The organism is Paraburkholderia nodosa DSM 21604 (assembly GCF_000519185.1).
Taxonomy (GTDB): domain Bacteria; phylum Pseudomonadota; class Gammaproteobacteria; order Burkholderiales; family Burkholderiaceae; genus Paraburkholderia; species Paraburkholderia nodosa.
In genome coordinates this window covers 216,157-239,395 of record NZ_JAFA01000012.1, presented here as the reverse complement: position 1 = coordinate 239,395, position 23,239 = coordinate 216,157, and the positions used below count along the sequence as shown (strand labels likewise).

The following is a 23,239-nucleotide window of genomic DNA, read 5'->3' as shown; positions in this document are numbered from 1 at the left end:
GACACCGCGATGACTTCCGTCGCCACGCCCGCTTCCTTCAGACGCACCGCTTCTTCCACGGCGATTTCGTCGAACGGGTTCATCGACATCTTGACGTTGGCGATGTCGACGCCCGTGCCATCCGACTTCACACGAACCTTCACGTTGTAATCGACAACTCTTTTTATCGGCACCAGAATCCTCATCACCCTCTCATCCCTTTTGCGATTTACAGAAAGCCGTACCAAGTAAATACACCTTTTTCGTGCTACCCAAGTCTCAAGCCAGCGCTATCCCCCCGGGGACGATTCAGTCCTCAACTCCCCGCCGTGGTGCGTTCTCGCGAGCTTCCGCGCCCCCGTTCCTGTCATCGAGTTGCGGATCATTTGCGCACGCACGCGCGAGCCAGCGAGCCACGTCGTCACTGTGCTCGCCAAGCAGCGGCGCGCCGGTGGTTTCAACAGCCTGCGCGCCATGAAAACGCACTGGCAGGCGCATCTCGAGGTAGTCCCCCTCCGTGCGATGCGTGCGGCGCCTGAAGAAGCCAACAGCGTTCAGATGCGCGTCGTCGAACACACTATCGAGATCGACGGCCGGCGCCGCCGGTATATCGAACGTGTCGAAGAGCGCGAGCCATTCACGTACGGTTCGCGTCGCCAGAATTCGCGCCATTTCCGTCTGCATGCGATCGAGCGCCCGAAAACGCTCGCGCGCCGTGCGCAGCCCCTCGCGCCGCAGAAAGGCCGCGTGACCCGTGACCTCGAAGAAGCGCACCCAGCGTTCATCGGTATAAGGCGCCACCGATAGATAACCGTCGCGGCAGCGCATCGGCTGACGAGACGCGTCGAGCTGACGCGGATAGCCAGCCGGGGCATTCGGCGGCACGAACGCGCGGCCATAGAGATGCTCCTGCAACAGGAAGTGCGTGAAGCTTTCGAACATCGGCACCTCGACAGCCTGCCCTGCGCCGGTCCGTTCGCGATGCAGCAGCGCGCCGAGCACGGCATAGACGGCATGCAGGCCCGCAACCTTGTCCGCGAGCGCCATCGGCAAATAGCGCGGCGCGGCGTCCCCGTCGGCACGCGGCAGCAGCGACGCCGCGCCCGACGCCGCCTGCACGATGTCGTCATAGGCGGGCTTGCCCGCCCGAGGGCCGCCTTCGCCGAAGCCCGTGCAATGAACATAGACGAGATCGGCACGGATCGCGCGTGCCGCGTCGTAACCAAGCCCGAGACGCTCGATCGCATCGCCGCGCAGGTTGTGAATGAACACGTCGCAGCGGCGCAGCAGGCGGCACAATGCGGTCTTGCCGCGCGGCGTCTTGAGGTCCCAGACGACCGATCGCTTACCGCGATTGAGTGTCATATGCGCCGGGCCCATGCCGCGCGAGTGCGCGGGACGGCCAAGGCGGCGGATCTCGTCGCCGCCCGGCGGTTCGAGCTTGATGACCTCGGCACCCAGTTCGGCGAGGGTGGCCGTGCAATACGGCCCGAAGATGACGGAGGTCATGTCCAGGATACGAATGCCCGATAGTATCGGCGCCGCCTCGCTATGCCCGCCGCCCCGATGCGCGCTCACGCCATCCGCGCCGCAAGCAGCGCTTTCAGATCGCACGAGGGATCGGCCGCCTGCTCGCGCGTCGGGCTCACGCGCCTTTGCAGCATGCGTCGCGCGAGCATATGGTCGGCGGGGCAGTTGAACGATTCGACGCCCGTGAGCCGGTCGTGCCGATACCGAAACACCGAGAAGCCGCCGCTGAGCGGGTCGCGGCGCACCACGCTGCCGTCGAGGCGCCGCGCGATGCCGGCGATCTGCAGGCGGGCGCCCGCCAGCTCGCTCCAGAAGATTGGCGTCGTGTCATAGCAGTCGGGTGCGCCGAGCACCGTGCGCGCGACGTGTCGCGCCTGATCGACGGCGTTCTGCACCGACTCCAGACGGATCAGGTCGCCGCCGTCAAAGGCATAGGGAAACGCGGCGCAGTCGCCGATCGCGGAGATAGCCGGGTCGGCCGTACGCAAGCGAGCGTCGACGACGAAGCCATTGAACACGGGCAGCTTGCATTCCAGCCCCAGCACGCAGTTCGGCTCGACGCCCGTCGCCACGAGCACCAGGTCCGAGGGCAACCGCGTGCCGTCCGCGAGCTCGACCGCCTCGACGCGACCGGCCGCGCCGTGCAGCCGCGTAACCCGCGCGTCAAACGTGAAGCGCACGCCGGAGCGTTCGAGATGAGCGGTGGCATGGGCCGACATCGTCTTGGATAGCGCGCGCTTCATCGCCCGTTCGAGCGACTCGACGACATGCACCTCGCGGCCGCACGCGGCCGCCAGGCTCGCGACTTCGAGGCCGAGAAACCCCGCGCCGATCACCACGAGCCGCCGTGCCACGGCGAGCCGCGCCTTCAGTGCCGCGGCATCGGCGAGCGTGCGCAGCGAGACGACGCCCTCCAGCGGGGTGCGGGCGAACGACGGCACACGATTGCGCGCGCCGGTCGCGAGAATCAGATGGTCGTAACCGAACGCCCTACCCGAAGCGAGCTTGAGCGAGCGCGCTGCCCGATCGATCGACACGACGCGCTCGCCTTCCAGCAGATCAACGTCCATTGCCGCGAACCAGTCCTTTTCTTCGAGGCGAAGCTCGCCAGCATCGCCGTTACCGGCGAGCCATGCCTTGCACAAAGGCGGCCGCGAATACGGCAAACCCTCCTCGTCACCAATCATGCGCAGTGGGCCTGCGTGACCCTGCTCGCGCAGCGAAGCGGCCGCCTGCAACGCGGCCTGCCCAGCTCCGACGATCACGATCGAGCCTCGATGGCCGCTCATGGCGCTTCTCCCACGTCATCCACGCCGCACGGCAGCTTTTCGACCTTGATCGCCTTCGACGGGCATTTGCGCACCGCACCGAGCACCTTCTCGTAGTGCGCCTCGTCCGGCTGCGTCTGCAGGAGCCTGACGACGCCATCCTCGTCGCGCTGATCGAACACCTCGCTCGTGGATAGCACGCAGAGTCCGGCTCCCACGCAAACGTCCTGATCGACGGACACCTTGAGTCTGAATTTCGCGTTTGCCACGTCTTGCTCTCCTTGCCCGCAGGCGATCCGGTTATGTCAAACTCGCGCATCACAACATGATCAGGACTACGTCCGGTTCCTGCACGAAGTGACTGCCCTGATCTCCAAGCTTCGCGGCAAACGCTCAGCCGGTCCAATACTGTTTTGCGCGAACATCAGATCGAATTGCGATGATGCGAAGCGCGCGCTGCGCTTCAGCGAGCGAGCATGACGCCGGCCCGTTCGCGGTCCCAGCAATCGGGCGTCACGCCCTCGGCGCGTAGCCGATACTTCTCGACCCGCTCGCTCGGCGTCTTCGGCAACGCATTGCGAAAGGCGACGTAGCGCGGAATCGCAAAGTAGGCGAGACGCGGCTCGCACCACGCGATCAGCTCGCGCGCGCTGATCGCCGCACCGGGCCGCAGCACCACGACGGCCTTGACCTCGTCCTCGCCCAACTCAGAAGGCACGCCGACCACGCACGATTCGAGCACGTCCGGATGGCCGCCGATGACGGCCTCCACCTCGAATGAGGAAATGTTCTCGCCACGCCGGCGTAGCGCCTGCTTCTTGCGATCGACGTAATAGAAGTACCCATCGGCATCCTGGGTCGCGAGATCCCCCGTCTGTATCCACCGATCGCGCAACAACTCCAGCGTCGCTTCCGGCTCGCTGTAATAGCCCGTGGTACCGAGATACGGACGCTGCGGCTTCACGACGACCTCGCCGGTGCGGCCGGCCGGCACGTCGTTGCCGTCCTCGTCGACGAGCTTGACCTCATAGCCGTTGATCGCTTTGCCGCATGATCCCGGACGGCGGTCTTCATAGGGATTCACAAGGCAGCCGCTGCATTCGGTCATGCCGTAGAGTTCAAGCAGCCGCGTCTGAAAGCGGTTCTCGAAGGCCTGCCAGATCTGGCGCGGGGCAGCGGCGCCGACCATCAGCCGGAGCGGGTTGTCGGCATCGAGCGCCGAAGGCGGCTGCTTCATCAGGATCGCCAGCATGCTGCCGATGAATTTCGCCGACGTGCATTGCCAGCGACGGCAATCGTCGAACATCCTGCTCGCGGAGAAGCGCTCGACGAGCACGGCCTTCGCCCCGGCCAGAATCGCGGGGCCGGTCGTCCCGTGCGCGCTCGTATGAAAGAACGGCAGGCCCGTGTAGAGCACGTCGTCCTCGGTGTAGCGTGCGTACTGGACCGCCTGTGCCCAGATTTCATACCAGTAGTGATGGCTGATCATGACGCCCTTCGAGCGCCCGGTCGTGCCGGAGGTGTACGAGATCGTCGACAGTTGCCGGAAGTCGACGCTCAAGCCCGGTGCACTTTCGGCATGCGCGAACAGTGCGCCGAAATGCAACGCCTGCACGCCGTGCCACGCAGGCAGACGCGCGGCGTCGAAGGCGCGCTCGCTCACCACCACGAGATGCCGCAGTTTCGGCAAATGCTCTGCGACGGCCTCCAGCGCGCCCAGATACGCCGGCTCGGTCACGAGCGCCACGCAATCGGCCTGATCGATTTGCCACGCGAGACCGTCGCCCTTGAGCGCCACGTTGATCGGGACGCAAACGGCGCCGATCTTCGCGAGGCCGAACCAGGCGAGCATGAATTCGAGCCGGTTCGCGAGCATCAGCGCGACTTTGTCGCCGGGCCGCACGCCCACGGCAAGAAAGCCATTGGCGACGCGGTTGCTCCACGCGTTCAACTGCTCGAACGACACCGCGTTCTCGCCAAACTGAAAGACCTCGCGGTAAGGGAGCCGGCGAGCCTTGTCCTCCAGTATCCGGCCGATTACGCGGTCCGTCCGCGCGTACTCGGGCATCGTCCAGCTCGCCCATTTGCGCGCCGCACGTTCGAACTTGTCATCCCACTGGCCCATCGTCTCTCCTCGCGGCTATTTGTCTGGCGACGTGCGCCGCTTGCTCAGGCGGGCACCGCCACAACGAGGCCGTCCAGCTCGGACGTAATCTCGATCTGGCAGCTCAGGCGGCTATTTGCACCCTGAATGCCGATCCCTTCGAGCATGTCTCGTTCGAGATCGCAAGCCTCACCGACCAGGCTCACCCACGCCTCGTCCACATGGACGGCACAGGTCGCACAGCTGCACGCGCCGCCACACTCGGCAACGATGCCTTCGACCATGTGATCGACCGCGCCTTGCATCACCGAACTGCCGAACGGCACGTCGGCCTCCACGATCAGGCCGTTCGCCTGCACATACTTGATAACCGGCATCACACACCTCTCTCTCATGCAATGAAATGATCAGGCGCACGCACTGGCAACGAGCGTCTTCAACGCGAACCCTTCGTCGGCCAGTTGCGCGGCATCCACCTCAATCTGCCCGGCGATCAGCCGCTTGCTGGCCATGAACTCCTGAGGACGGTTCACGCAGTCCGCCGCCACGAGCCGCCCCTGCTTCAGATAGAACGCCGCGAAGCTGTGGCCCGCTTCGCGATCGCCGCGCAACACAACCGTGTCATAGCCCTGGTTGAGCCCGGCGATCTGCAACTTGATGTCATATTGATCCGACCAGAACCAGGGGAGCGCCGCGTAGGGTTTCGACTTGCCGCACACTGCGGCCGCCGCGCTTTTCGCCTGCTCGGTCGCGTTCGGCACAGATTCGAGCCGCACGGCTCCGTACCATGGCGAAGGATGCCGCGTGCAATCACCGGCCGCCACGATGTCGGGGTCGTTCGTACGCGCACAGGCGTCGACCACGATGCCGTCGTCGATGGCGAGGTTCGCTTGCGCGGCGAGCTCTACGTTCGGCAGCACGCCCACTCCGATCACGACCAGATCCGCAGCCCAGCGGCCCCCATCGTGCGAGACGACCTGCTCGACGCGCCCGCTTCCCTCGAAGCGCGCGACCACCACACCCGTATGGATCTCCACTCCAGCCTCGCGATGCACCCGCTCGAAGAACGCCGACACCTCCGGCGCGGTCACGCGCGCGAGCACGCGCGGCGCCATTTCGAGCACACTGACGCGCATGCCGAGCTGATTCAGCACGGCCGCCGTTTCGAGCCCGATATAGCCGCCGCCGACGATCACGGCGCGCTTGCCCGGCAACACGTCGCCACGGATTCGATCGATGTCGGCGATGCCGCGCAGATAGTGCACCCCCGCGAGCCCGCCGCCGGGCAGCTCGACCGTGCGCACGCGCGTGCCGGTGCACAGCGCGAGCTTGTGCCACGCGAGCGACTCGCCCGAAGCGAGCGTGACGGCTCGGCCCACGCGGTCGATCGACGTGACGCGCTCGCCGAGCCGAAACTCAATATCGAAACGCGCATAGGTTTGCGCGCTGCGGATCAGCAGTTCCTCGCGGCTCTTCTCGCCCAACAGGTAGCCCTTCGACAGCGGCGGCCGATGATAGGGCAAGTGCGGCTCGTCGCCGATCACCACGATGCGCCCGTCCCATCCTTCCTGGCGCAAGCTGGGCGCGAGCTGCGCTGCCGCATGGCTCGCGCCGACAATAATGCAAGTTCGGCTCATCTCCTCAACTCCTTCGTCGATGCGCTTGGCCGCCGTGGCTCAAACGTTGAGATTCACCGCAACGGCCTTCACCTGCGTATAGAGTTCGATCGCATCGAAACCGCGCTCGCGGCCCCAACCCGATTGCTTGTAACCGCCATAAGGCAAGGTCGCGTCGGGCGAGCTCAGCGCGTTCACGTTGACGATGCCCGCCTCCATGCGGCTGGCCATCTTGTGCGCGCGCGCGAGGTCGCGGGTCCAGATGCTTGCCGCGAGGCCATACGTGGTCGCGTTGGCGGCAGCGGCGATACGATCGAGGTCGTCGTCGCTCTCGAACGACATCGCGCAGAGCACCGGGCCAAAAATCTCTTCGTCGTGCACCTTCATGCCGGGCTTCACACCGGTCAGCACAGTCGGCTGCACGAAATAGCCGCGCTCGCCGCACGTCCCGCCGCCCGCGGCAAGCGTGGCGCCCTCCTGCTGCCCGCTATGGATGTAGCCCGCCACGCGGTCGAGCTGCCGGCGGGAGATCACGGGACCCATGTCGGTGCCGGCATCGAGGCCGTGGCCGAGCTTCATCGCATTGGCGCGCCGCTTGATCCGGTCCAGCATCTCGTCGAACGCGCGTTCGTGGACATAGAGCCGCGAACCCGCCGCGCAGATCTGCCCGGCGTGAAAGAAGATCGACGAGCAAACCCCCGCGGCGGCGGCTTCGAGATTCGCATCAGGAAAGACGATCACGGGCGACTTGCCGCCCAGTTCGAGCGATACGCGCTTCAGATTGCCAGCCGCGGCCTGCAATATGCGGCGGCCCGTTTCCCCCGACCCCGTAAAGGCCACCTTGTCGATGCCCGGATGCGCGGCGATGGCAGCGCCGACCGGATTGCCGAAACCGGTCACGATATTGAGCACACCGGCCGGCAAACCGGCTTCGAGCGCCAGTTCGCCGAGCCGCAGCGCCGTGAGCGGCGTCTGCTCCGAGGGCTTCAGGATGATCGTGCAGCCGGCCGCGAGCGCGGGCGCGATTTTCCACATCGCCATGTTGAGCGGGAAATTCCACGGAATGATCTGACCGACCACGCCGACCGGCTCGCGCAGCGTGTAGGCGTGCCACTCTCCGGCCAGCGATACGTTGGGCGTTTCGCCGCCCATCTTCGTCGTCCAGCCCGCCATATAGCGCAGCATCTCGACGATGCCCGCCACGTCACCGTTGCGGCAGAACGGCAGCGGCTTGCCGCTGTTGATGCATTCGAGTTCTGCAAGCTCTTCGGCATTGGCCTCGATCAGGCTCGCGAAGCGCAGCATGATGCGCGTACGCTCGGCGGCCGGGACTTTGCGCCAGGGGCCATCGAAGGCGCGACGGGCAGCAGCGACGGCGCGGTCGACGTCGAGCGCGCTGCCTTCGGCCACGGTCGCGATGCGCTCGCCCGTTGCTGGATCGAGGATGTCCGTGCGCTGCCCCGTTTCGCCTGCGAGCAGGTTGCCATCCACGAGGTGCTGATGCGTGCGCGAAAGAAACGCGCGAGCCGCGCTGCCGAGGGCCGGATGGAGTTGAGTCGTCATAGCTGTGTCCTTTGCGTGTCAGGTGTTCTGCGCGCCGGTCATTTGCCGAGCAACTGCCGCGCGATGATGAGCCGGTGAATCTCGTTCGTGCCTTCGAGAATCTGGTTGAGCTTGGCGTCGCGCATGAAGCGCTCGACGGGGTATTCGGTCGAATAGCCATAGGACCCGTGCACCTGCACGGCCTCGAGCGCCACTTCCATCGCAACGTCGGTCACGTAGCACTTCGCCATCGACGAAAGCAGCGTGAGGCGGCTCGTATCGCCGCCGTCGATTTCCTGTGCGCTGCTATAGAGCAGCGTGCGCGCCGCTTCGATCTTCATGGCCATGTCGGCAAGCTTGAACTGGATCGCCTGGAAGTCGCCAATGCGCTTGCCGAACTGCCGGCGCTCTTGCGCATAGCGCAACGATTCGTCAAGGGCAGCCTGCGCGAGGCCGAGCGACGAGGCCGCGACCGAAGGACGATTCAGGTCCAGAATGCGCATGCAGGCCTTGAAGCCGCTTCCCTCTTCGCCGAGCAGGCAATCGGCCTCCACGCGCATGTTCTCGAAGAACACCTGGTAGCTTGGCGACCCGTGCCGCCCCATCTTCATTTCCTTGCGGCCAATCTTGAGTCCCGGCGTTTTCGTGTCGACGAGGAACACGCTGATGCCTTCGTGCCCGCGGCCTTCCGACGTGCGCGCGAACACGAGCATGTAGTTCGCCTGCGCCGCCCACGTGATCCAGCTCTTCTGGCCGTCGATCACGTAGCTGTCGCCGTCGCGGCGCGCCCGGGTGCGAATGGCGGACACATCGGAGCCCGCCTCCGGTTCCGTGATCGCGACGGCGGAGATCGTGCGTCCCTTCGCGGCCTCGTTCAGATAGCGGTCCTTTTGCGCTGCCGTGCCGAAATGCAGCAGCGGCAGGATGAGCCCGATCGAATTGTTCGCACACAGCGTGGACGCTGCGAGCGAGGCTTTACCTATCTCTTCCTTCGCGATACAGACCGATGTCAGGTCGCCGCCCGGGCCGCCATATTCCTCGGGCACCCACATCTGCAACAGACCGAGATCGCCGAACACCTCGACGAGCTCCTCGGGAAAACGGCGCGTTTCCTCCATCCCGGGCACGAGCGGGCGCACCTGCTCGTCCGCCACCCGGCGTACCATCTCACGCAGCATTTGCTGCTCTTCACTGAATTTCACTTCACTCTCCCTTTCCGAGGGCGCTGACGTTGCGAAAACCCAGGGCCTCGAAGGCCGGTGCGTCGGTCACGCGAACGAGTTGTGATTCGGGCGCGAGGCCTTCAATGTCGAATTCATGCCAGCACGGCACGACCGCCACATCGCCGCGAGTGAGTTCGACTGCGCCGAAATGCTCGATCTGCATGCGCACGCTGCCCGCCACGACCGCGTAGAGGTTGTTGTCGATGCGCTTCGGTTGCACATGCCGCTCGCCGTGCTTCAGGCCGAGCGCATGAACCCCCGTCGTGTGCAGACGGTCCGTGGCGAGGTCGACGGTCCCCTCTTCGCGCGCCATGCGCGCGAGATCCGTGCCCTTGCGGCGTAACGGCGAGTCGGGCGCGTCACCTGCAGCCGGCTCGTTGCGCTGCGGGTGATCCTCGAAGAACATGCATTCGAGGTTCTGCACGAGCGGGACATCGAGAAAGTCGATCCAGAATGCCGGCGTATCGCCGCCGTTGCGATGGCCATGCCAGTGCCACGACGGCGTAAGCACGACATCGCCGGGCGCAACCTCGATCCGGACGCCATTGACGATCGTGCATGTGTCCGCGCCCGCGTCGAGAATCAGACGCAGCGCGTTCGGCGCATGGCGGTGCGAACGGGCGGTCTCGCCGGGCAGCACGAGTTGATATGCCGCGACCAGATTGCGACAGGTCGGATAGATGTTGTCGGCGACCGGATTCACCATGATCAGATTGCGCCGCTCGGCGAACTCGGGCGACACGAACGCACAGGCCGCATCGAGCGCGGCACGCGCCTCGGCATAGCGCCAGACGGCCGGCACGAAACGCGAACGCGGCGCCGCCCACATCTGCGGCACTTTCTTCGCCCAGCCCGGCGAGAGCGCATGCGCCTGCAGATCCTCGAAATATCCGGGTGGCGCCACCGGCACGGGCGCGTCGACTTGGGACATCGCTTTCTCCTCTTGATTAGTTACCCGAATCGATCGGCTTTTTCCACCGGCCGTAGTGGGCGCATATCGCTCAGACGGCAAAACCCGCCTTGTCGGTATCCCAGACGGCGTGTTCGCCCACGGCGCCTTGCACCACCGGCAGGCGCATGGCACCAATCCCGTCGATCACGATCTCGATCACGTCGCCGTCCTTCACCGGACCGACGCCCGCCGGCGTGCCGGTGGCGATGATGTCGCCCGGCTCCAGCGTCATCACGGCCGAAGACATCGCGATCATCTCGGGGATGTCGACGATCAAATCGCGTGTGGTCGCAGACTGCCGCTCTTCTCCATTCACGAAGAGCCTCATCTCGATCGCGCCGAAGTCGGCTACCTCGTCAGCTGTCGTGATCCACGGCCCCGTTGGGCAGAATGTGTCGAAAGACTTTCGCATGACGCGCTCCTCCTTGCCGCGCACCACCATGTCGAGCAGGCAAGTGAAGCCGAACACGTGCTCGTGGCTTTGCTCGCGCGCAATGGCGCGACCGCGCTTGCCGACGATGATGCCGAGCTCGCACTCGTGATGGATCTCCCGGCCTCCAAGCGGCGGCAGCACGATCGGCTCCGCGGGACCGCTGAGGCTCGAGTTCGCCTTCAGGAAGAACCCCTGCCCGCTCGCCTGGAACTTCGAGACCACACCGCCGTTCGTGCCATACTTCATCTCGTCGATATGAGCGTGGTAGTTGGCCGGAAACGCGATGACCTTGTTCGGCCATTGCACGGGCGCGTCGAGCCGCACTTCGTCGAGCGGCCGCCCTTCGCGCGCCCGCGCGGCGGCCTCCAGCACCGCGCGGCGCGCGGGCCAGTCCGCAATCAGGCGAACCATCCCGACCGGAGGCCACGCCTGCGGCTCGACGCCCGCGACGTCAGTAACATCGACGACGCGGCCGGTCTGGGGCTCGACCAGACCGATGCGCCCGCAATTGAACGAAACCAGTTTCATCGCGCACTCGCCTCTTCGCAAGATGCAGTCTGAGAGGCCAACGGATGAACGCCGCGAACGATGTCGACGAGCGTCTGCACGTCGTCGGGCAACGCATCGGCGCGCCATGCGACGTGCCCGTCGGGACGCACGAGCACCAGCGCACGCTCGTACAGGCGGTGCACCTGCGCGTCGTCGATGTCCTCGACCTTCAGCGGCAAGCCGGCTGCCCGCGCCGCGGCCTCCAGCGGCGCCGTTTCTATAGCGCGATCGAAACGCACCAGCACGAACGCGCGGCCGAACAGATCGAGCGTCGAGCGGCCGGGCGCGAGCCAAGCGTGCGGTGCACGATGGCCGGGCCGTGCGGTTTGCACATAGGTACTGACCGTATCCTCGGGTTCGGGCGTGCCGTCGGGCACCACGATCGACGAGCCTTCGTAGCGGAAGCCCAGATGAATGCCGATCGTGTACCACTCGCGCTTCATCATCTGCGTGTACGCATCGCCGAAGATCCGCCGCGCCGCGTCGCCCTCGGCGCCCGGCTCGAACACCTTCGCGTTCAGGTTCTCGCGTGGCGTGAGCATGAGCTTGAGGTTGCTGGTCGCCTCGGTCACGTTACGGATCGCGACGGGGCGGCGCTCGAACTCGTAGGTATCGAGCAGGTGCGGGCCGCCCCAACCTTCGACCATCGCCTGCAGTTTCCAGCCGAGATCGACGGAGTCCTGAATGCCCATGTTCATGCCGAACCCGCCCGTCGGCGAAGTCAGGTGCGCTGCGTCGCCCGCGATCTTCACGCGCGCCGTGCCATAGTTGTCCGCTACGAGTTGCCGGCGGATCCACGGCATCAGCGAAACGATGCGAAACTCGAAATCGTCACGGCCCACCGCGCACCGGAACGCCGCGGCGACTTCTTCTTCCTGGAGCGTGCGCATCGTTGCGTCACCAACGATCGAGAATCGCCACCAATTGCGGCCGTTGATCGCGACCACCGTGCTCCAGGTGCCTTCCGGCCCGATGAAAATGTAGCGGTAGCCCGGCTGTTTGTCGTGCAGTTGCTCAAGGCCTTCGCACTCAATGATGGCGTTGGTCGTGTAGGTCAATGCCGGCGTGCCACTCATGCGAATGCCGAGTTGCTCTTTCACGCGGCTCGCGCCGCCGTCGCAGCCGACGAGATATTGACACTCGATGTTCTGTTCGGCGCCGGTCGCGAGGTCGCGCACGCACACGGTGACACCGTCCGCGCGCTCCTCATGGGAGAGATACTCGGTCTGATACCGGATGTCGACGCGGCCGCTATGCTGCGCGAAGCGCGTGAGAACGGGGTCGAAGAAGTTTTGCGGGCAGCGCTCGCGCTTCTGCGGGCTTTGCTCGGGCTTCGGTTCGTCGCGCACAGTTGGAAACGGCTCGCGTCCGAATTCGTAGCCGCCATGGAGCTGCGAGACCCACGCGTAATCTTGCGGATAATCGCGGTTGTAGCCGGCATTCTCCACGTCCTGCGCGATGCCCCAGCGGCGGCAGAACTCCATGGTGCGAATGCCGACCATGTCCATCTTCGGCTGAAAGACCGTGCCGTCGCTGCGTTCGAGCAGCAGGCACGGTACGCCGCGCCAGCCAAGATCGCCCGCCAGCGACAGCCCAATCGGCCCTGCCCCAACGATCACGACGGGCGTACGGCCCGCGGTGTTCTGATTCGTCATAAGTGAAAGCTCCCTCTTGCTTGCGTCGTTTGCCTCAATGCCGAAAGGCCGTCCAGCGTTTCGATGTAGAGGCAATCTACCAAGCGGTCCCTCCTTCCGACCAATACTGTTTGCAGAGGGTTTGAGAGGATATTCCTCTTGACTGGCGCACCAACATTCTTCGTCTGACTGGATCGGAAAATCGTATTGGCGCCGCGCGAACGTGCGTGGCTATCCTGTGTGCGTCGGTTGGCCCGCATGGCTGATGCAACACGACGAAAGGCGAATCGGAAAGCACTTTGTCCGGCGCCCGAAATATAAAAGACCGACACGCTGCCGCGGTGATATCCAGAAGCGACCGAACGCAGTCCGAACCGGCGCCACGACTCCACCAGGCGCTACGACACAAATAAAGGAGACGAAGTTGAAACTTGCAAAGACATTGGTAGGTGCACTCGCGCTAACCTCGGGGGCATCAGCGTTCGCTCAGAGCAACGTGACGCTCTACGGCGTTCTCGACGAAGGGATCAACTACGTCAACAACGTCCAGACGGCCCAGTCAGGCGCGCCGAACGGCCGTGCCGGAGCGAGCCAGTGGATGATGGCCAGTTCAGTCATGCAGGGGACGCGCTGGGGGCTGCGCGGCAACGAGGATCTCGGCGGCGGCTACAAGGCGATCTTCGCCCTGGAAAGCGGATTCGACGTGGGCACCGGCAAGTTCCAGCAAGGCGGGACATTCTTCGGGCGGCAGGCCTGGGTCGGACTTTCGAGCAACACCTGGGGTAGCCTCACATTCGGGCGCCAGTATGACTCGATCGTCGATTCAATCGGCGTGATGCAGGCGGGGTCGTATGGTATGGGCGCATTTGCAGACCACCCTGGCGATATCGACAACGTGGCCGATGTCGAGCGAATCAACAACGCGATCAAGTACACGAGTCCCAATCTCCGGGGGCTCACGCTCACCGGTCTCTACAGCCTCGGCGGTGTAGCCGGCTCATTCGGCAGGAACAGCATCTGGTCGGTCGGCGCCCACTACGACTTCAGTTCGTTGAGCATGGCCGCAGGCTACATGCACATTCAGAACCCGAACCAGTCATTCTGGGGCAACAATGCCAACGGTACGACGACGGGAAACAACCTCGGTACGGTAACCGGCGTCCAGTCGAACCCGATTTTCGGCGGCTTTGCCTCCGCTCGTACGCTGAACATCCTCGCGACCGCCGCGCAGTACACGCTCGGCTCGTTCATCGTGGGCGGCGGCTATTCGAACATTCGTTTCGAAGATCTGAACTACGGCCCCTCAGGAACCCTGAGCCTGACGAATCCGTTCGGCTATACCGGCAACGCGGTCTTCAACAACTATAACGTCTATACCGCATACTGGGTCGGACCGGCCTTGCTGCTCGGCGCTTCCTACAACTATCTGCGCGGTGGCGCGATAGACGGCAAAGATAGCGCTGCCTACCAGACGATCAACGCGGGCGTCGATTACTTCCTCTCGAAGCGCACGGACGTCTACATCACGGGCGCCTACATGAAAGCATCCGGGATCGATTCGACCAAACAGGCGGCCGTCCCGTACATCGTCACGCTGACACCCTCCAATACGTCAAGCCAGGTCGTGGCCCGTATAGGCATCCGCCACAAGTTCTAGGCCCGTGCCGGGTTCATCCTCAATTGACATTCGAAATCGGAGACACATCGTGAGCGATCTGGAGGTCGACTATGTCATCGTCGGCGCGGGAGCGGCAGGCTGCACATTGGCCAACCAGCTTTCCGCGCAGCCGGACGTCAGCGTGTGTGTCCTCGAAGCCGGGCCGACGGACAAACACCTGATGATCCGGGTGCCCGCCGGCTTCACGAGGGTGATCGGCGACACCCATCGCACCTGGTCATTCCAGACGGAGCCGGCGACCTGGACTGGCAACCGGCCGATTCCGCTGGTTCAAGGGAAAATGCTGGGCGGCTCGACTTCGCTGAACGGCATGGCATACGTTCGCGGACAACGTGCCGACTTCGACGGTTGGGCCGCATTGGGCAATCCCGGCTGGAGCTATGACGAGGTCTTGCCGTTCTTCCGCACACTGGAAAGCCGGGCGTTCGGTGACCCTGAGTACAGTGGCCGCTCGGGTCCCGTGAATGTCACAAGCGTGCGCTGGCGAGATCCCGCGTGCGCCGCTTTCATCGACGCGGCCGCCGAATGCGGCCTGCCGTTCAATCCCGACTATAACGGCCGGGAGCAGAAAGGCGTCGCATTTGCGCAGGCCACGATTCACAGGCGTCGGCGGGTAAGCGCCGCGACGGCATTTCTCGAACCGGCCAGGCGGCGCCCCAACCTGCTCGTCGTCACACAAGCCCTGGCCGAGCGGATTCTCTTCAGCGGCACGAGAGCCATTGGTGTACGTTATGTTCAGGATGGCAAGCCGATATCGGTGAAAGCGCGCCGCGAGGTGATCCTGTCCGCGGGGACGATCAACACGGCCCGTCTTCTCCAGATCTCAGGCGTAGGCGATCCGGACTGGCTTGCGCAGCTGGGCGTGCCCGTCGTCAACGCGCTGCCTGGCGTGGGGCGCAATCTGCGCGACCATTATCTTTGTGCGCTCGTTGCTGCCGGCCAGGGGTTTCGCTCGATCAACCAGCATGCCGCATGGCCGCGCCTCGGGTTGCAGATTGCACGCTATTTCCTCGGCGCAGTCAGCATTCTCGAACTGCCGCCGCCCGTCATGCACTGCTTCATGAATTCAGCGGATGACGCTCGCGACGCGGACATCCAGGGTATCTTCACGCCAGCGAGCAACCATCGCGTGCACAGCGGAAAACTCGATAGCACCGCCGGCATGACGTTCGGATTCTGGCAGCACCGTCCGGAGAGCTCGGGCCATGTCCGCGCCGTGTCCACCTCGCTCGCCGACCCGCCGATCATCCAGCCCAACTATCTCACCGACGAGCGTGATCGCGCAGTCGTGCTGGCCGGCTTCCGGCTCACGAGGAATCTGCTACGCAGTCAAAGCATGAAGCCGTATGTCCGGCAGGAAACACTGCCCGGCGAGCGCGTGGAGACCGACGAAGCGTTGCTTCAGTTCGCTCGGGAGACGGGGCGCACCGCTTATCACTTCGCAGGCAGCGCTTCGATGGGCCCTGGCAGCGACCGGCTCAGCGTGGTCGGAGCCGATCTCGCCGTTCATCGGCTGGAACGCCTGCGAGTCGTCGACGCTTCGATCATGCCCCGGATGATCTCCGGCAACACCCAGGCCACTACCATGATGCTGGCGCTGAAGGCTGCGGACATCATCCAGCGGCAAAACCGCTAATGCATTCTGCCGCGCTCCTGCGGAAGTCCTACCCGGCTTCCAGGCAATATTGCAGTTGCATGATCTCGCAGTGAGCCGGCCCACGATAGCCGAGCGCCTGCAATCGTGCCTCGCCAAGTTCCACAGCCCCAATCTTAGACAACACGTCTGCGCTGTACGCTTCGACGAGCAACACGATTGCGGCAGGCTCGGAGGCCGTTCCGGAGTGACGGCGCTCGACCGTGTCGATATCGGACGCCACGGCGTCCTTCGTCGCGAGGTGCACCGCCGTGATGCCCGGACGCAGCGCGAGCACCGGCACGAGGTCCTCGCACAACCAGACGCGCAGTGCGTCGTCGTGAGCCGTGTCGAAGCGGGCCGTGAGCAAGTAAGCGCCGATGCCCCTGCCGATCGACGCATCGATGCGCATCGCGGCACGGGTCGAGTTGTGGAAATGCTGCATCGATTGCCGCGTCCATGGCGTTGGATGATTGAGGCGTTCGAGATACGCTTCGTCATACAGGACCGCGCGGTCACGGAGTTCATACAGGATGAAGATGCGCGACGCCGACGCGAGGTTGCCAAAGCGCCGCCCGCGGCAAAAGCCGTCAATGGCCAGACGCTCCGGCAAATGCTCGCGGCTGTGCCAGTCCAGCAAATCGCGCTCATGCTCAGACGGAACGTCGAGCCACGCCACGATAATTGCCCCGCCGAGCAGCGCCATCGTCTACGCGCCTCGCGACGCGAATTCGGCGAGTATTTCCTCGGTGTGCTCGCCGAGCACGGGGGGCGGCCGGCGCAGCGTCGCGGGCGTATCCGAAAGTCTGATCGGATTGCGGATGACCTTGATCTTGCCCGCCACACGGTGGTCGAGCTCGGCGACCAGGTCGCGCTGAATCCGCTCGTCGCCGAATACCTCGGAAAACGTCCGCACGGGCGCGAACATCGCGCCGGCCTGTGCCAGCCGCTCGTTCCAGTAGCTCAGCGGTTTGGCTGCGAAGGCCGCGCCAAGTCCTTCGTCGACGATCGCGCGATGTTCGATGCGGCCTCGCTTCGTCGCGAGCCGGGTGTCGGCCAGCAACGCATGCGCTTCGACCGCCTCTGCGAACTCGCGCCAGAATTTGTCCGTATTCGCGAGCACCATCAGGTGGCGTCCATCGGACGTTCGATACGTGTTGTACGGCACCATTTCCCAATGGCTGTTGCCGAGCCGTTGCGGCGCCTCTCCGGTGGCAAAGAAATAGGCCTCGCGCGGCACCATCGCAAAGATCGACGCATCGAGCATCGACAGTTCGACGCGCTGCCCGCGGCCCGTGCCGACGCGTGCATACAATGCCGCCATCACGCCCAGGGTCCATAGCATCGGCGTGATCACGTCGGAGAAAGCGGCGCCTGTTTTGAGCGGAGCACCGTTGGCCTCGCCGGTCAGCTGCATGAGCCCCGACATTGCCTGAACCACGGGATCCATGCCCGGTCGCGCACTATCGGCGCCCTCGCGGCCGAACGCGGAACTCGAGCAATAGATGAGCCGCGGATTCAGTGCCTGCAGCGCTTCATAGCCGATTCCGAGCCGCTCGGCCACACCGGGACGGAAGTTCTCCACGACCACGTCGACCTGGCTAGCGAGCGCGTGTGCTGTCTGCCTGCCGGCTTCCGAGCGCAGATCGAGCGCAATGCTGCGCTTATTGCGATTGACGCTCAGAAAATAGGCGCTTTCGCCCTCGATGAACGTGTCGCCCGACGTGCGCATCGTATCGCCTTCCGGCGGTTCCACCTTGATGACGTCCGCGCCGAAGTCGGCCAGCAACATGGTGCCGAGCGGCCCGTTCACGTGCTGCGTGAAATCGAGGACCCGGACACCGTCAAGTGCGCCACTCATCAATCATTCTCCTCTATGCAGCGGGCGAACCGTGCCGATCGCTCCGGCTTGCGCGAACGCCGCAATCTGTTCCGGGGTGAATCCGAAATTTTCCAGCACTGGCACTGTCGACGCGCCCGGCGCTTCGCTGCAGCGGCGTACCGATACGGCAGCGCCGCTGAGTTTGACGGGATTGCCGATCTGGACGACCGGATTTGCGTCGCCAAGCGGTATCGGAATGGCCATGCCGCGCGCGCGGCAATGCGGATCGTCGAGCGCTTCGTGGAATTCATTGACCGCCGCGGCCTGAACGTCCTCGCGCTCGAACACTGCGAGCCATTCGTGGCGATCCCGGGTCGCCATGACGCGGGCAATTTCCGCTCGCATCTCGTGCCATTGCGCACTGGCGTGCTGCCTCGCGCAGAAGTCCGGCCTACCGATTGCGAGGCAGAATCGCTCCCAGAAGCGCGGTTCGATATTCGTCGTGCAAATGAACCGGTCGTCGCGCGTGCGCCAGATGCCGCAATCGACACGGTGTGCACCGCGCGGCGGCACGTGTGCCGGATCGGGATGACGCGCGAGAAACCAGCTGGCGAACATCATTGAAGACTCGAGCATCGATACGTCGATGTCGCGCCCCCGCGCGTCGTGAAGCTCACCTGCGTGCGCCAGGAGCACGCCGATCGCCGCATTCAGACCCGTGACGACGTCGGCGATCGGCACGTTCGGAAACGAAGGCCGCCCGGCATCCTCCCCGATGCGCGAGAGCACGCCCGACAGCGCGAGCGCGAGCTGATCGTGGCCGGGACGGCTCCGGTATGGGCCAGTCTGCCCCGCGAAGCTGACCGAGCAGTAGTGCAGCCGCGGGTTGAATGCGCGCAGCGCGTCCGCGCCAAAGCCAAGCCGCGCCAGCACGCCGGGACGATAGTCTTCGACCACGACGTCGGCGCTGCCCAGTAGCGGGCGAAGCACGTCGAGCGCATCGCGATGCCCGAGGTCGACGACGATGCTTTCCTTGTTCCTGGCGAGCGTCTGCGCTGCCTTTGCGCGTTCACGTTGCTCGTCGCTGAGGCTCGCGAGGTTGAATGCCGCAGCGAGCTTTGCGATCTCGCGCGGGTTCTCCACGCGGATGACGCGCGCCCCGAAATCCGCGAGCATCCACGTGCAAATCTGTGCCGGCAGGAAACGCGAGAAGTCGAGCACCATCAGTTTCGCCAATGGCAGCGCGCCGTTTGCAGCCGTATTCAAGCCTGTTGTCATAGCCGCGTTCACTCCCCTTTGAAATCAGCCGACTTGCGCACGAGGCACAGCACGAGAGCGCCGATCACCGGGCCCGCTGCGATCGACGCGATCGTCATGCCGAGCGAGCGCCCGTGAGCGAACACAAAGCCCGCGATGATCGGCGAGGCGAAGCTGCCGACCGACCAGACCGTGTTGACAAAGCCTGCCGCCGCACCAGCGAGCCGTGGCCCCGACGCCTGCGTATAAAGGCCGATGAGGAGTGGCGTATAGCCATACGCGGCCGCTCCGAGAAACGGCGCGAGCAGGAAGTAGCCCGTGCTCGACGAGCAGTTGCCGAACACGGCAAGCAGCACCACGAAGATCGCGAGATCGGCTACGGCCACGAGCTTCGCGTAGCCGCTCGCGGCGTCGTAGAGCCAGCCGAACAGCGGCTTCGACGCGAAGGCCCCCACGCCGAACCACATCAGGATCGAGCCGGCGAGGATCGGCGACAGTCCGTGTGCAACGGTCAGCAGGGCATTCGCCCACGCGACGAAGCCGAGCGTGCCGTACAGCGCGCCTGCCCCGCCGAGCGCGACGAGCACGAGATTGCGATTGCGCAGCAATGAGGCGATCTGCGCCGCGGTGGTGCGCGGAACGGCGCGGCCCACAGGTGCGTTCTTCACGAGCAGCACGCAGAGCAGCGCGAAAACCACGGTGGCGACGCCAAGCACCTGATAGGCAGATTGCCAGCCATAGGTGACGGCCATGCGCGGCACGAATGCATTGGCCAGCACGACCGACACCGACGTGCCAGTCGCCCAGATGCCGAATGCCCGGCCCTTGTCCTTCGCGAACCAGATCGTCAAGACCTTGATCGTCGCGCCGTATTCGGCACCCGCCGCGAACCCCATCAGCGTGTGCAGCGCGATGCCGGCCGCGAACGTCTGGATGAAGCTGAACCCCAATGTCAGCAGGCCGAGCAGAAACATCGACACGGCCAGCGTCGCGCGACTACCGAGCTTGTCGGCGAGGACCCCGCCGACCGAACATGAAACGGTGTAGCCGACATAGAACGCCGTAGTCAGCGAGCCGAACAGCGCCAGCCTGAACCCGAGGGCGTGGCCCGCCAGCGCCGCAATGCTCGCCCACGCGAACCGGTCGATACAGCTCACCGTGAAGGCCGACCAGATCACCAGCAGAATGATCCAGCGATATCCACTGGCCGTCCCGGATGTGTCGGCTGGCAGCAGCCGGTCTGCGGTCAGCTCCGTATTCGAACTCGTCATCGTGCGGTCTCCTGAATGTTTTATCTGATGCCCGGCAGCAGCTCACAGCGCATAGTCCTTTTTCCCCGCGCAGGCGAGCGGCCACACCTGATATACAATGTCTGCCTCCAGCGCGGGCTCCGTCGTCGAATCGCATTCGACCGTGCATCCGAGCACGAACCTCAGGCCGGTGAGTTCGGTCCGGGCGCTCTTGAGCCTCGCATCGAGCCGAATGCAGGAGCTCACCGGCACGGGCGCCGGAAAACGCAGCCTCTCGATCCCCCACTGCCGGGCGAGCCCGATGTCCTCGAACAGGAAGATGTCGTGCAGCATCGGCGACACCATTGCGAGAATCAGATAGTTCTGCGCCACCGGTACCCCATAAGGGCCGCGTGCGGCTTCTTCGGGGTCCACGCTCAGCGGATCGCGGTCGTCCGTGGCGGCCGCGAACGCATCGATCATCGGCTGGCCGATCTCGATCCAGCCGCTCTTGCCGAGATGGAAGCCCGAATAGGAGCGTATCCCTTCAATGCCTTTGAGCAGGATCGGCATGTCACTCCCCCCGGCTCGCTACACCACGTCGCCATGCGCCTGGCCGCGCCGCCGGTTCAGCCCCCGAACAGTTCGGCATTGTCTTCCCCGAGGCCCGGCGCGGCTCGCATGGGTTTGAGCAACTGCCCATTGATTCGCGCCGGATAGCGAATCGCGCGCAGCTTGCCCGCGCCCGTTTCAAGCTCTGAGTACAACTCGTTGTGCTGCACCTGCGGGTCGCGTAGATGATCCGCGGGCTCGCACACCGGTCCCGCGGGCACATCCATCTCCCGGAACTGCGCGAGCCACTCAGCTGTGGTGCGTTGCGTGAGGGGCGCCGCGACGCGCTCGAAGAACGTGTGCGTCATCTGTTTGCGGTCGGTAATTGCCTTGAGTTCCTCCTTCCACTCCGGATGACCGATCGCGTCCAGCGTGCGGCTCAACTGCTTGCCCGACACGGGCGAGAGCACCATGTAGCCATCCCGCGTCGCGAGCACCGGTTGCGGAGCCAGCGTGCTCGGCGCCTCGTCGTCGAGCCATGTCTGGTTGTGGAACATGTCGGGGAAATTGAAATACGACAGCATGTCGAGCATCGAGGTTTCGATATGCACGGCCTTGCCGCTGCGGTCTCGTTCGCGCAGGCCCGCGAGCGCCATTTGCGCAGCAAAGATCGCCGCCACTTTGTCGGCGAGAAAGGTGTTCGTCGCCCGCGGCACGCCCCCCGCCGCTTCGTAGCTCAAGAGGCCCGTGCGGCCCTGAATCAGCGCATCGAAAGCCGGCTCCTTCGCGAGCTCGCCGTCGGGTCCGTAGCCCGTGATCGACAGCTGCACGAGGCGTGCGTTCAGCGCGCTCAGCTGCTCGAAGCTCAGCCCGAGCGAGGCCGAAACGTGCGGACGCCAGTTCTCGATATAGAGGTCGGCGTCACTCACGAGCGATCTGAAGCGTTCGAGGTCTGCGGGCGACTTGAGATCGAGCGCGACACTGCGCTTGCCGCGGTTCGAATTGGTCCAGACCGTGCCGACTCCGTCCCGGCTATGGCCGAAGTTGCGATACGGATCGCCCGCGGGCGGTTCGACCTTGACGACCTCGGCGCCCAGATCGGCCAGCATCTGCGCGCAGAATGGGCCCGAGATATAGCTGCATGCCTCGACGACCTTGCAGCCCGCTAGCGGCCGAGCGTGGGCGAATGAACTCATAGAGCGAACTCCTCATTGCGATGGTGAACACATGCTTGCGCCCGCAACGAAGCCAGTGCGAGCACGGTGTCGAGAGTGGAAGCGGAACTGCCGGCGAGCCGCGCGACGGCGCGCAGCGAGCGCACGAGCGGCCCCAGTTCGAGCGGACGTCCCGCTTCGAAATCCTGCAGCATCGACATCTTGTGATGCGGCGCACTCAGCGTCGTCGCGATGCGCCGCTCCGGCTCGGGACCCGGCTTGATGCCGAGCCGCTGCGCGAGCGCGTCGGCTTCCTGCATCATGGTCCGCACGAGCGGCACGACACCCGGCGCGTCGCGCATCTCGCCGAGCGTGGCTTGCGTGAGCAGGGCAACTGGATTCCAGCAAAGGCTGTTGACGAACTTGGTCCAGATCGCGGAGCGGATATCGCTGCTGGTCTTCGACGCAATGCCGCTCTCGCTCAGCAAGCTCGTGAGGCGCGTGACCCGCTCCGATGCGCTGCCGTCCAGTTCGCCGATCGGGCAGCCCGCCTTGTCGCCGTCCTGCGCGATTACGCCCGGCTCGATCACGTGCGCCCCGATCCAGTGCACACAGCCGAGCACCTGCGCGGGCGGAAGTGTGCGCCATTGCCGGCCGCCGGGATCGATCTCGGAGAGTTGGGCGGCGCCGCCCAAGTGCCCTTCAGGCGAGAGACCGTGAAAAAAATAATAAGGAATGCCAGTCGTTGGAGGCAGAACGGTGGTGTGCTCGTCCATCAACGCGGCGATATCGTCGAGCGCCGCGTCGAGCTGATGCGCCTTGAGCGTAATGAACACATAGTCCTGCACACCGAGCTCGCGCGCGTCGGCCACCGCGTTCACGCGCGCCGCAACCACGCCCGCAGGCGTATGGACGCGCAGACCCTTCGTGCGCAGCGCCGCGAGCGTCGCGCCGCGCGCGACGACGCTCACTTCACACTGCCCCGCTCGCGCGAGGTGAGCGGCGATATAGCCGCCGATCGCGCCACCTCCAAAAATGCATACCTTCAGCATGTCGATTCCGTCCGCTCCACTATCCGTCCCGT

At 64.8% G+C, this 23,239-nt stretch carries 20 protein-coding genes and 1 pseudogene; 2 read left to right on the top strand and 19 right to left on the bottom strand.

From position 1 onward, the window contains the following. From A3CW_RS0120035 to A3CW_RS46945, 12 genes and pseudogenes are all read right to left on the bottom strand, one after another. A pseudogene (locus A3CW_RS0120035) lies at positions 1-185 on the bottom strand (electron transfer flavoprotein subunit beta/FixA family protein); the annotation flags it as partial. Between the two features lie 103 nt (positions 186-288). Beyond that, the gene (locus A3CW_RS46950; RefSeq protein ID WP_281175136.1) at positions 289-1,557 is read right to left on the bottom strand and encodes a CaiB/BaiF CoA transferase family protein; all 1,269 of its coding nucleotides are present in this window, start codon (positions 1,555-1,557) and stop codon (positions 289-291) included. After that, positions 1,554-2,798, bottom strand: a complete 1,245-nt coding sequence (locus A3CW_RS0120025; protein WP_028205160.1) for an NAD(P)/FAD-dependent oxidoreductase — start codon at positions 2,796-2,798, stop codon at positions 1,554-1,556. The genes A3CW_RS46950 and A3CW_RS0120025 overlap by 4 nt, the downstream gene beginning before the upstream one ends. Then, entirely contained in the window at positions 2,795-3,046 is a 252-nt protein-coding gene (locus tag A3CW_RS0120020) for a ferredoxin (RefSeq protein ID WP_028205159.1), read from the bottom strand. Before A3CW_RS0120020 ends, A3CW_RS0120025 begins: the two co-directional genes overlap by 4 nt. Before the next feature lie 194 nt (positions 3,047-3,240). Beyond that, entirely contained in the window at positions 3,241-4,902 is a 1,662-nt protein-coding gene (locus A3CW_RS0120015; protein WP_028205158.1) for an AMP-binding protein, read from the bottom strand. 44 nt (positions 4,903-4,946) lie between these two features. After that, entirely contained in the window at positions 4,947-5,258 is a 312-nt protein-coding gene (locus A3CW_RS0120010; RefSeq protein WP_028205157.1) for a 2Fe-2S iron-sulfur cluster-binding protein, read from the bottom strand. A 30-nt stretch (positions 5,259-5,288) separates the two neighbouring features. Next, entirely contained in the window at positions 5,289-6,518 is a 1,230-nt protein-coding gene (locus A3CW_RS0120005; RefSeq protein WP_028205156.1) for an NAD(P)/FAD-dependent oxidoreductase, read from the bottom strand. Positions 6,519-6,557: 39 nt separating this feature from the next. Beyond that, positions 6,558-8,060, bottom strand: coding sequence for an aldehyde dehydrogenase family protein (locus A3CW_RS0120000; RefSeq protein ID WP_028205155.1), 1,503 nt, complete (start codon positions 8,058-8,060; stop codon positions 6,558-6,560). Positions 8,061-8,098: 38 nt separating this feature from the next. Next, positions 8,099-9,241 carry an acyl-CoA dehydrogenase family protein gene (locus A3CW_RS0119995; protein ID WP_028205154.1) on the bottom strand — a complete coding sequence of 381 codons (1,143 nt, stop codon included), beginning with the start codon at positions 9,239-9,241 and terminating at the stop codon, positions 8,099-8,101. A 1-nt stretch (position 9,242) separates the two neighbouring features. After that, complete coding sequence (locus A3CW_RS0119990) at positions 9,243-10,193, bottom strand: cupin domain-containing protein (protein ID WP_028205153.1); 951 nt, start codon at positions 10,191-10,193, stop codon at positions 9,243-9,245. 70 nt (positions 10,194-10,263) lie between these two features. After that, positions 10,264-11,175: a fumarylacetoacetate hydrolase family protein gene (locus tag A3CW_RS0119985; RefSeq protein ID WP_028205152.1), complete on the bottom strand. Its 912-nt coding sequence runs from the start codon at positions 11,173-11,175 to the stop codon at positions 10,264-10,266. Beyond that, positions 11,172-12,851, bottom strand: coding sequence for an FAD-dependent oxidoreductase (locus A3CW_RS46945; RefSeq protein WP_051481594.1), 1,680 nt, complete (start codon positions 12,849-12,851; stop codon positions 11,172-11,174). The genes A3CW_RS0119985 and A3CW_RS46945 overlap by 4 nt, the downstream gene beginning before the upstream one ends. Positions 12,852-13,254: 403 nt before the next feature. Here A3CW_RS46945 and A3CW_RS0119975 point away from each other — a divergent pair, with 403 nt between their 5' ends. Continuing rightward, complete coding sequence (locus tag A3CW_RS0119975; RefSeq protein ID WP_035513284.1) at positions 13,255-14,487, top strand: porin; 1,233 nt, start codon at positions 13,255-13,257, stop codon at positions 14,485-14,487. A 49-nt stretch (positions 14,488-14,536) separates the two neighbouring features. Further along, complete coding sequence (locus A3CW_RS0119970) at positions 14,537-16,144, top strand: GMC family oxidoreductase (protein WP_245623699.1); 1,608 nt, start codon at positions 14,537-14,539, stop codon at positions 16,142-16,144. A gap of 28 nt (positions 16,145-16,172) precedes the next feature. On the opposite strand, the gene A3CW_RS46940 is transcribed toward A3CW_RS0119970, so the two are convergent. From A3CW_RS46940 to A3CW_RS46930, 7 genes are read right to left on the bottom strand one after another with little or no spacing between them, the layout of a single operon-like run. Next, positions 16,173-16,847, bottom strand: coding sequence for a hypothetical protein (locus A3CW_RS46940; protein ID WP_051481593.1), 675 nt, complete (start codon positions 16,845-16,847; stop codon positions 16,173-16,175). Positions 16,848-16,850: 3 nt separating this feature from the next. After that, positions 16,851-18,002 carry a CaiB/BaiF CoA transferase family protein gene (locus A3CW_RS0119960; RefSeq protein WP_028205149.1) on the bottom strand — a complete coding sequence of 384 codons (1,152 nt, stop codon included), beginning with the start codon at positions 18,000-18,002 and terminating at the stop codon, positions 16,851-16,853. Positions 18,003-18,005: 3 nt separating this feature from the next. Continuing rightward, positions 18,006-19,229: a CaiB/BaiF CoA transferase family protein gene (locus A3CW_RS0119955; protein WP_161782944.1), complete on the bottom strand. Its 1,224-nt coding sequence runs from the start codon at positions 19,227-19,229 to the stop codon at positions 18,006-18,008. 20 nt (positions 19,230-19,249) lie between these two features. After that, the gene (locus A3CW_RS0119950; RefSeq protein ID WP_051481592.1) at positions 19,250-20,491 is read right to left on the bottom strand and encodes an MFS transporter; all 1,242 of its coding nucleotides are present in this window, start codon (positions 20,489-20,491) and stop codon (positions 19,250-19,252) included. A 42-nt stretch (positions 20,492-20,533) separates the two neighbouring features. Then, entirely contained in the window at positions 20,534-21,022 is a 489-nt protein-coding gene (locus A3CW_RS46935; RefSeq protein WP_051481591.1) for a MaoC/PaaZ C-terminal domain-containing protein, read from the bottom strand. Positions 21,023-21,078: 56 nt separating this feature from the next. Next, positions 21,079-22,197 carry a CaiB/BaiF CoA transferase family protein gene (locus A3CW_RS0119940; RefSeq protein ID WP_028205146.1) on the bottom strand — a complete coding sequence of 373 codons (1,119 nt, stop codon included), beginning with the start codon at positions 22,195-22,197 and terminating at the stop codon, positions 21,079-21,081. Then, positions 22,194-23,207 (bottom strand): ketopantoate reductase family protein, encoded by a 1,014-nt coding sequence (locus A3CW_RS46930; RefSeq protein ID WP_051481590.1) that lies wholly within the window; start codon positions 23,205-23,207, stop codon positions 22,194-22,196. The genes A3CW_RS0119940 and A3CW_RS46930 overlap by 4 nt, the downstream gene beginning before the upstream one ends. Positions 23,208-23,239: the final 32 nt, after the last annotated feature.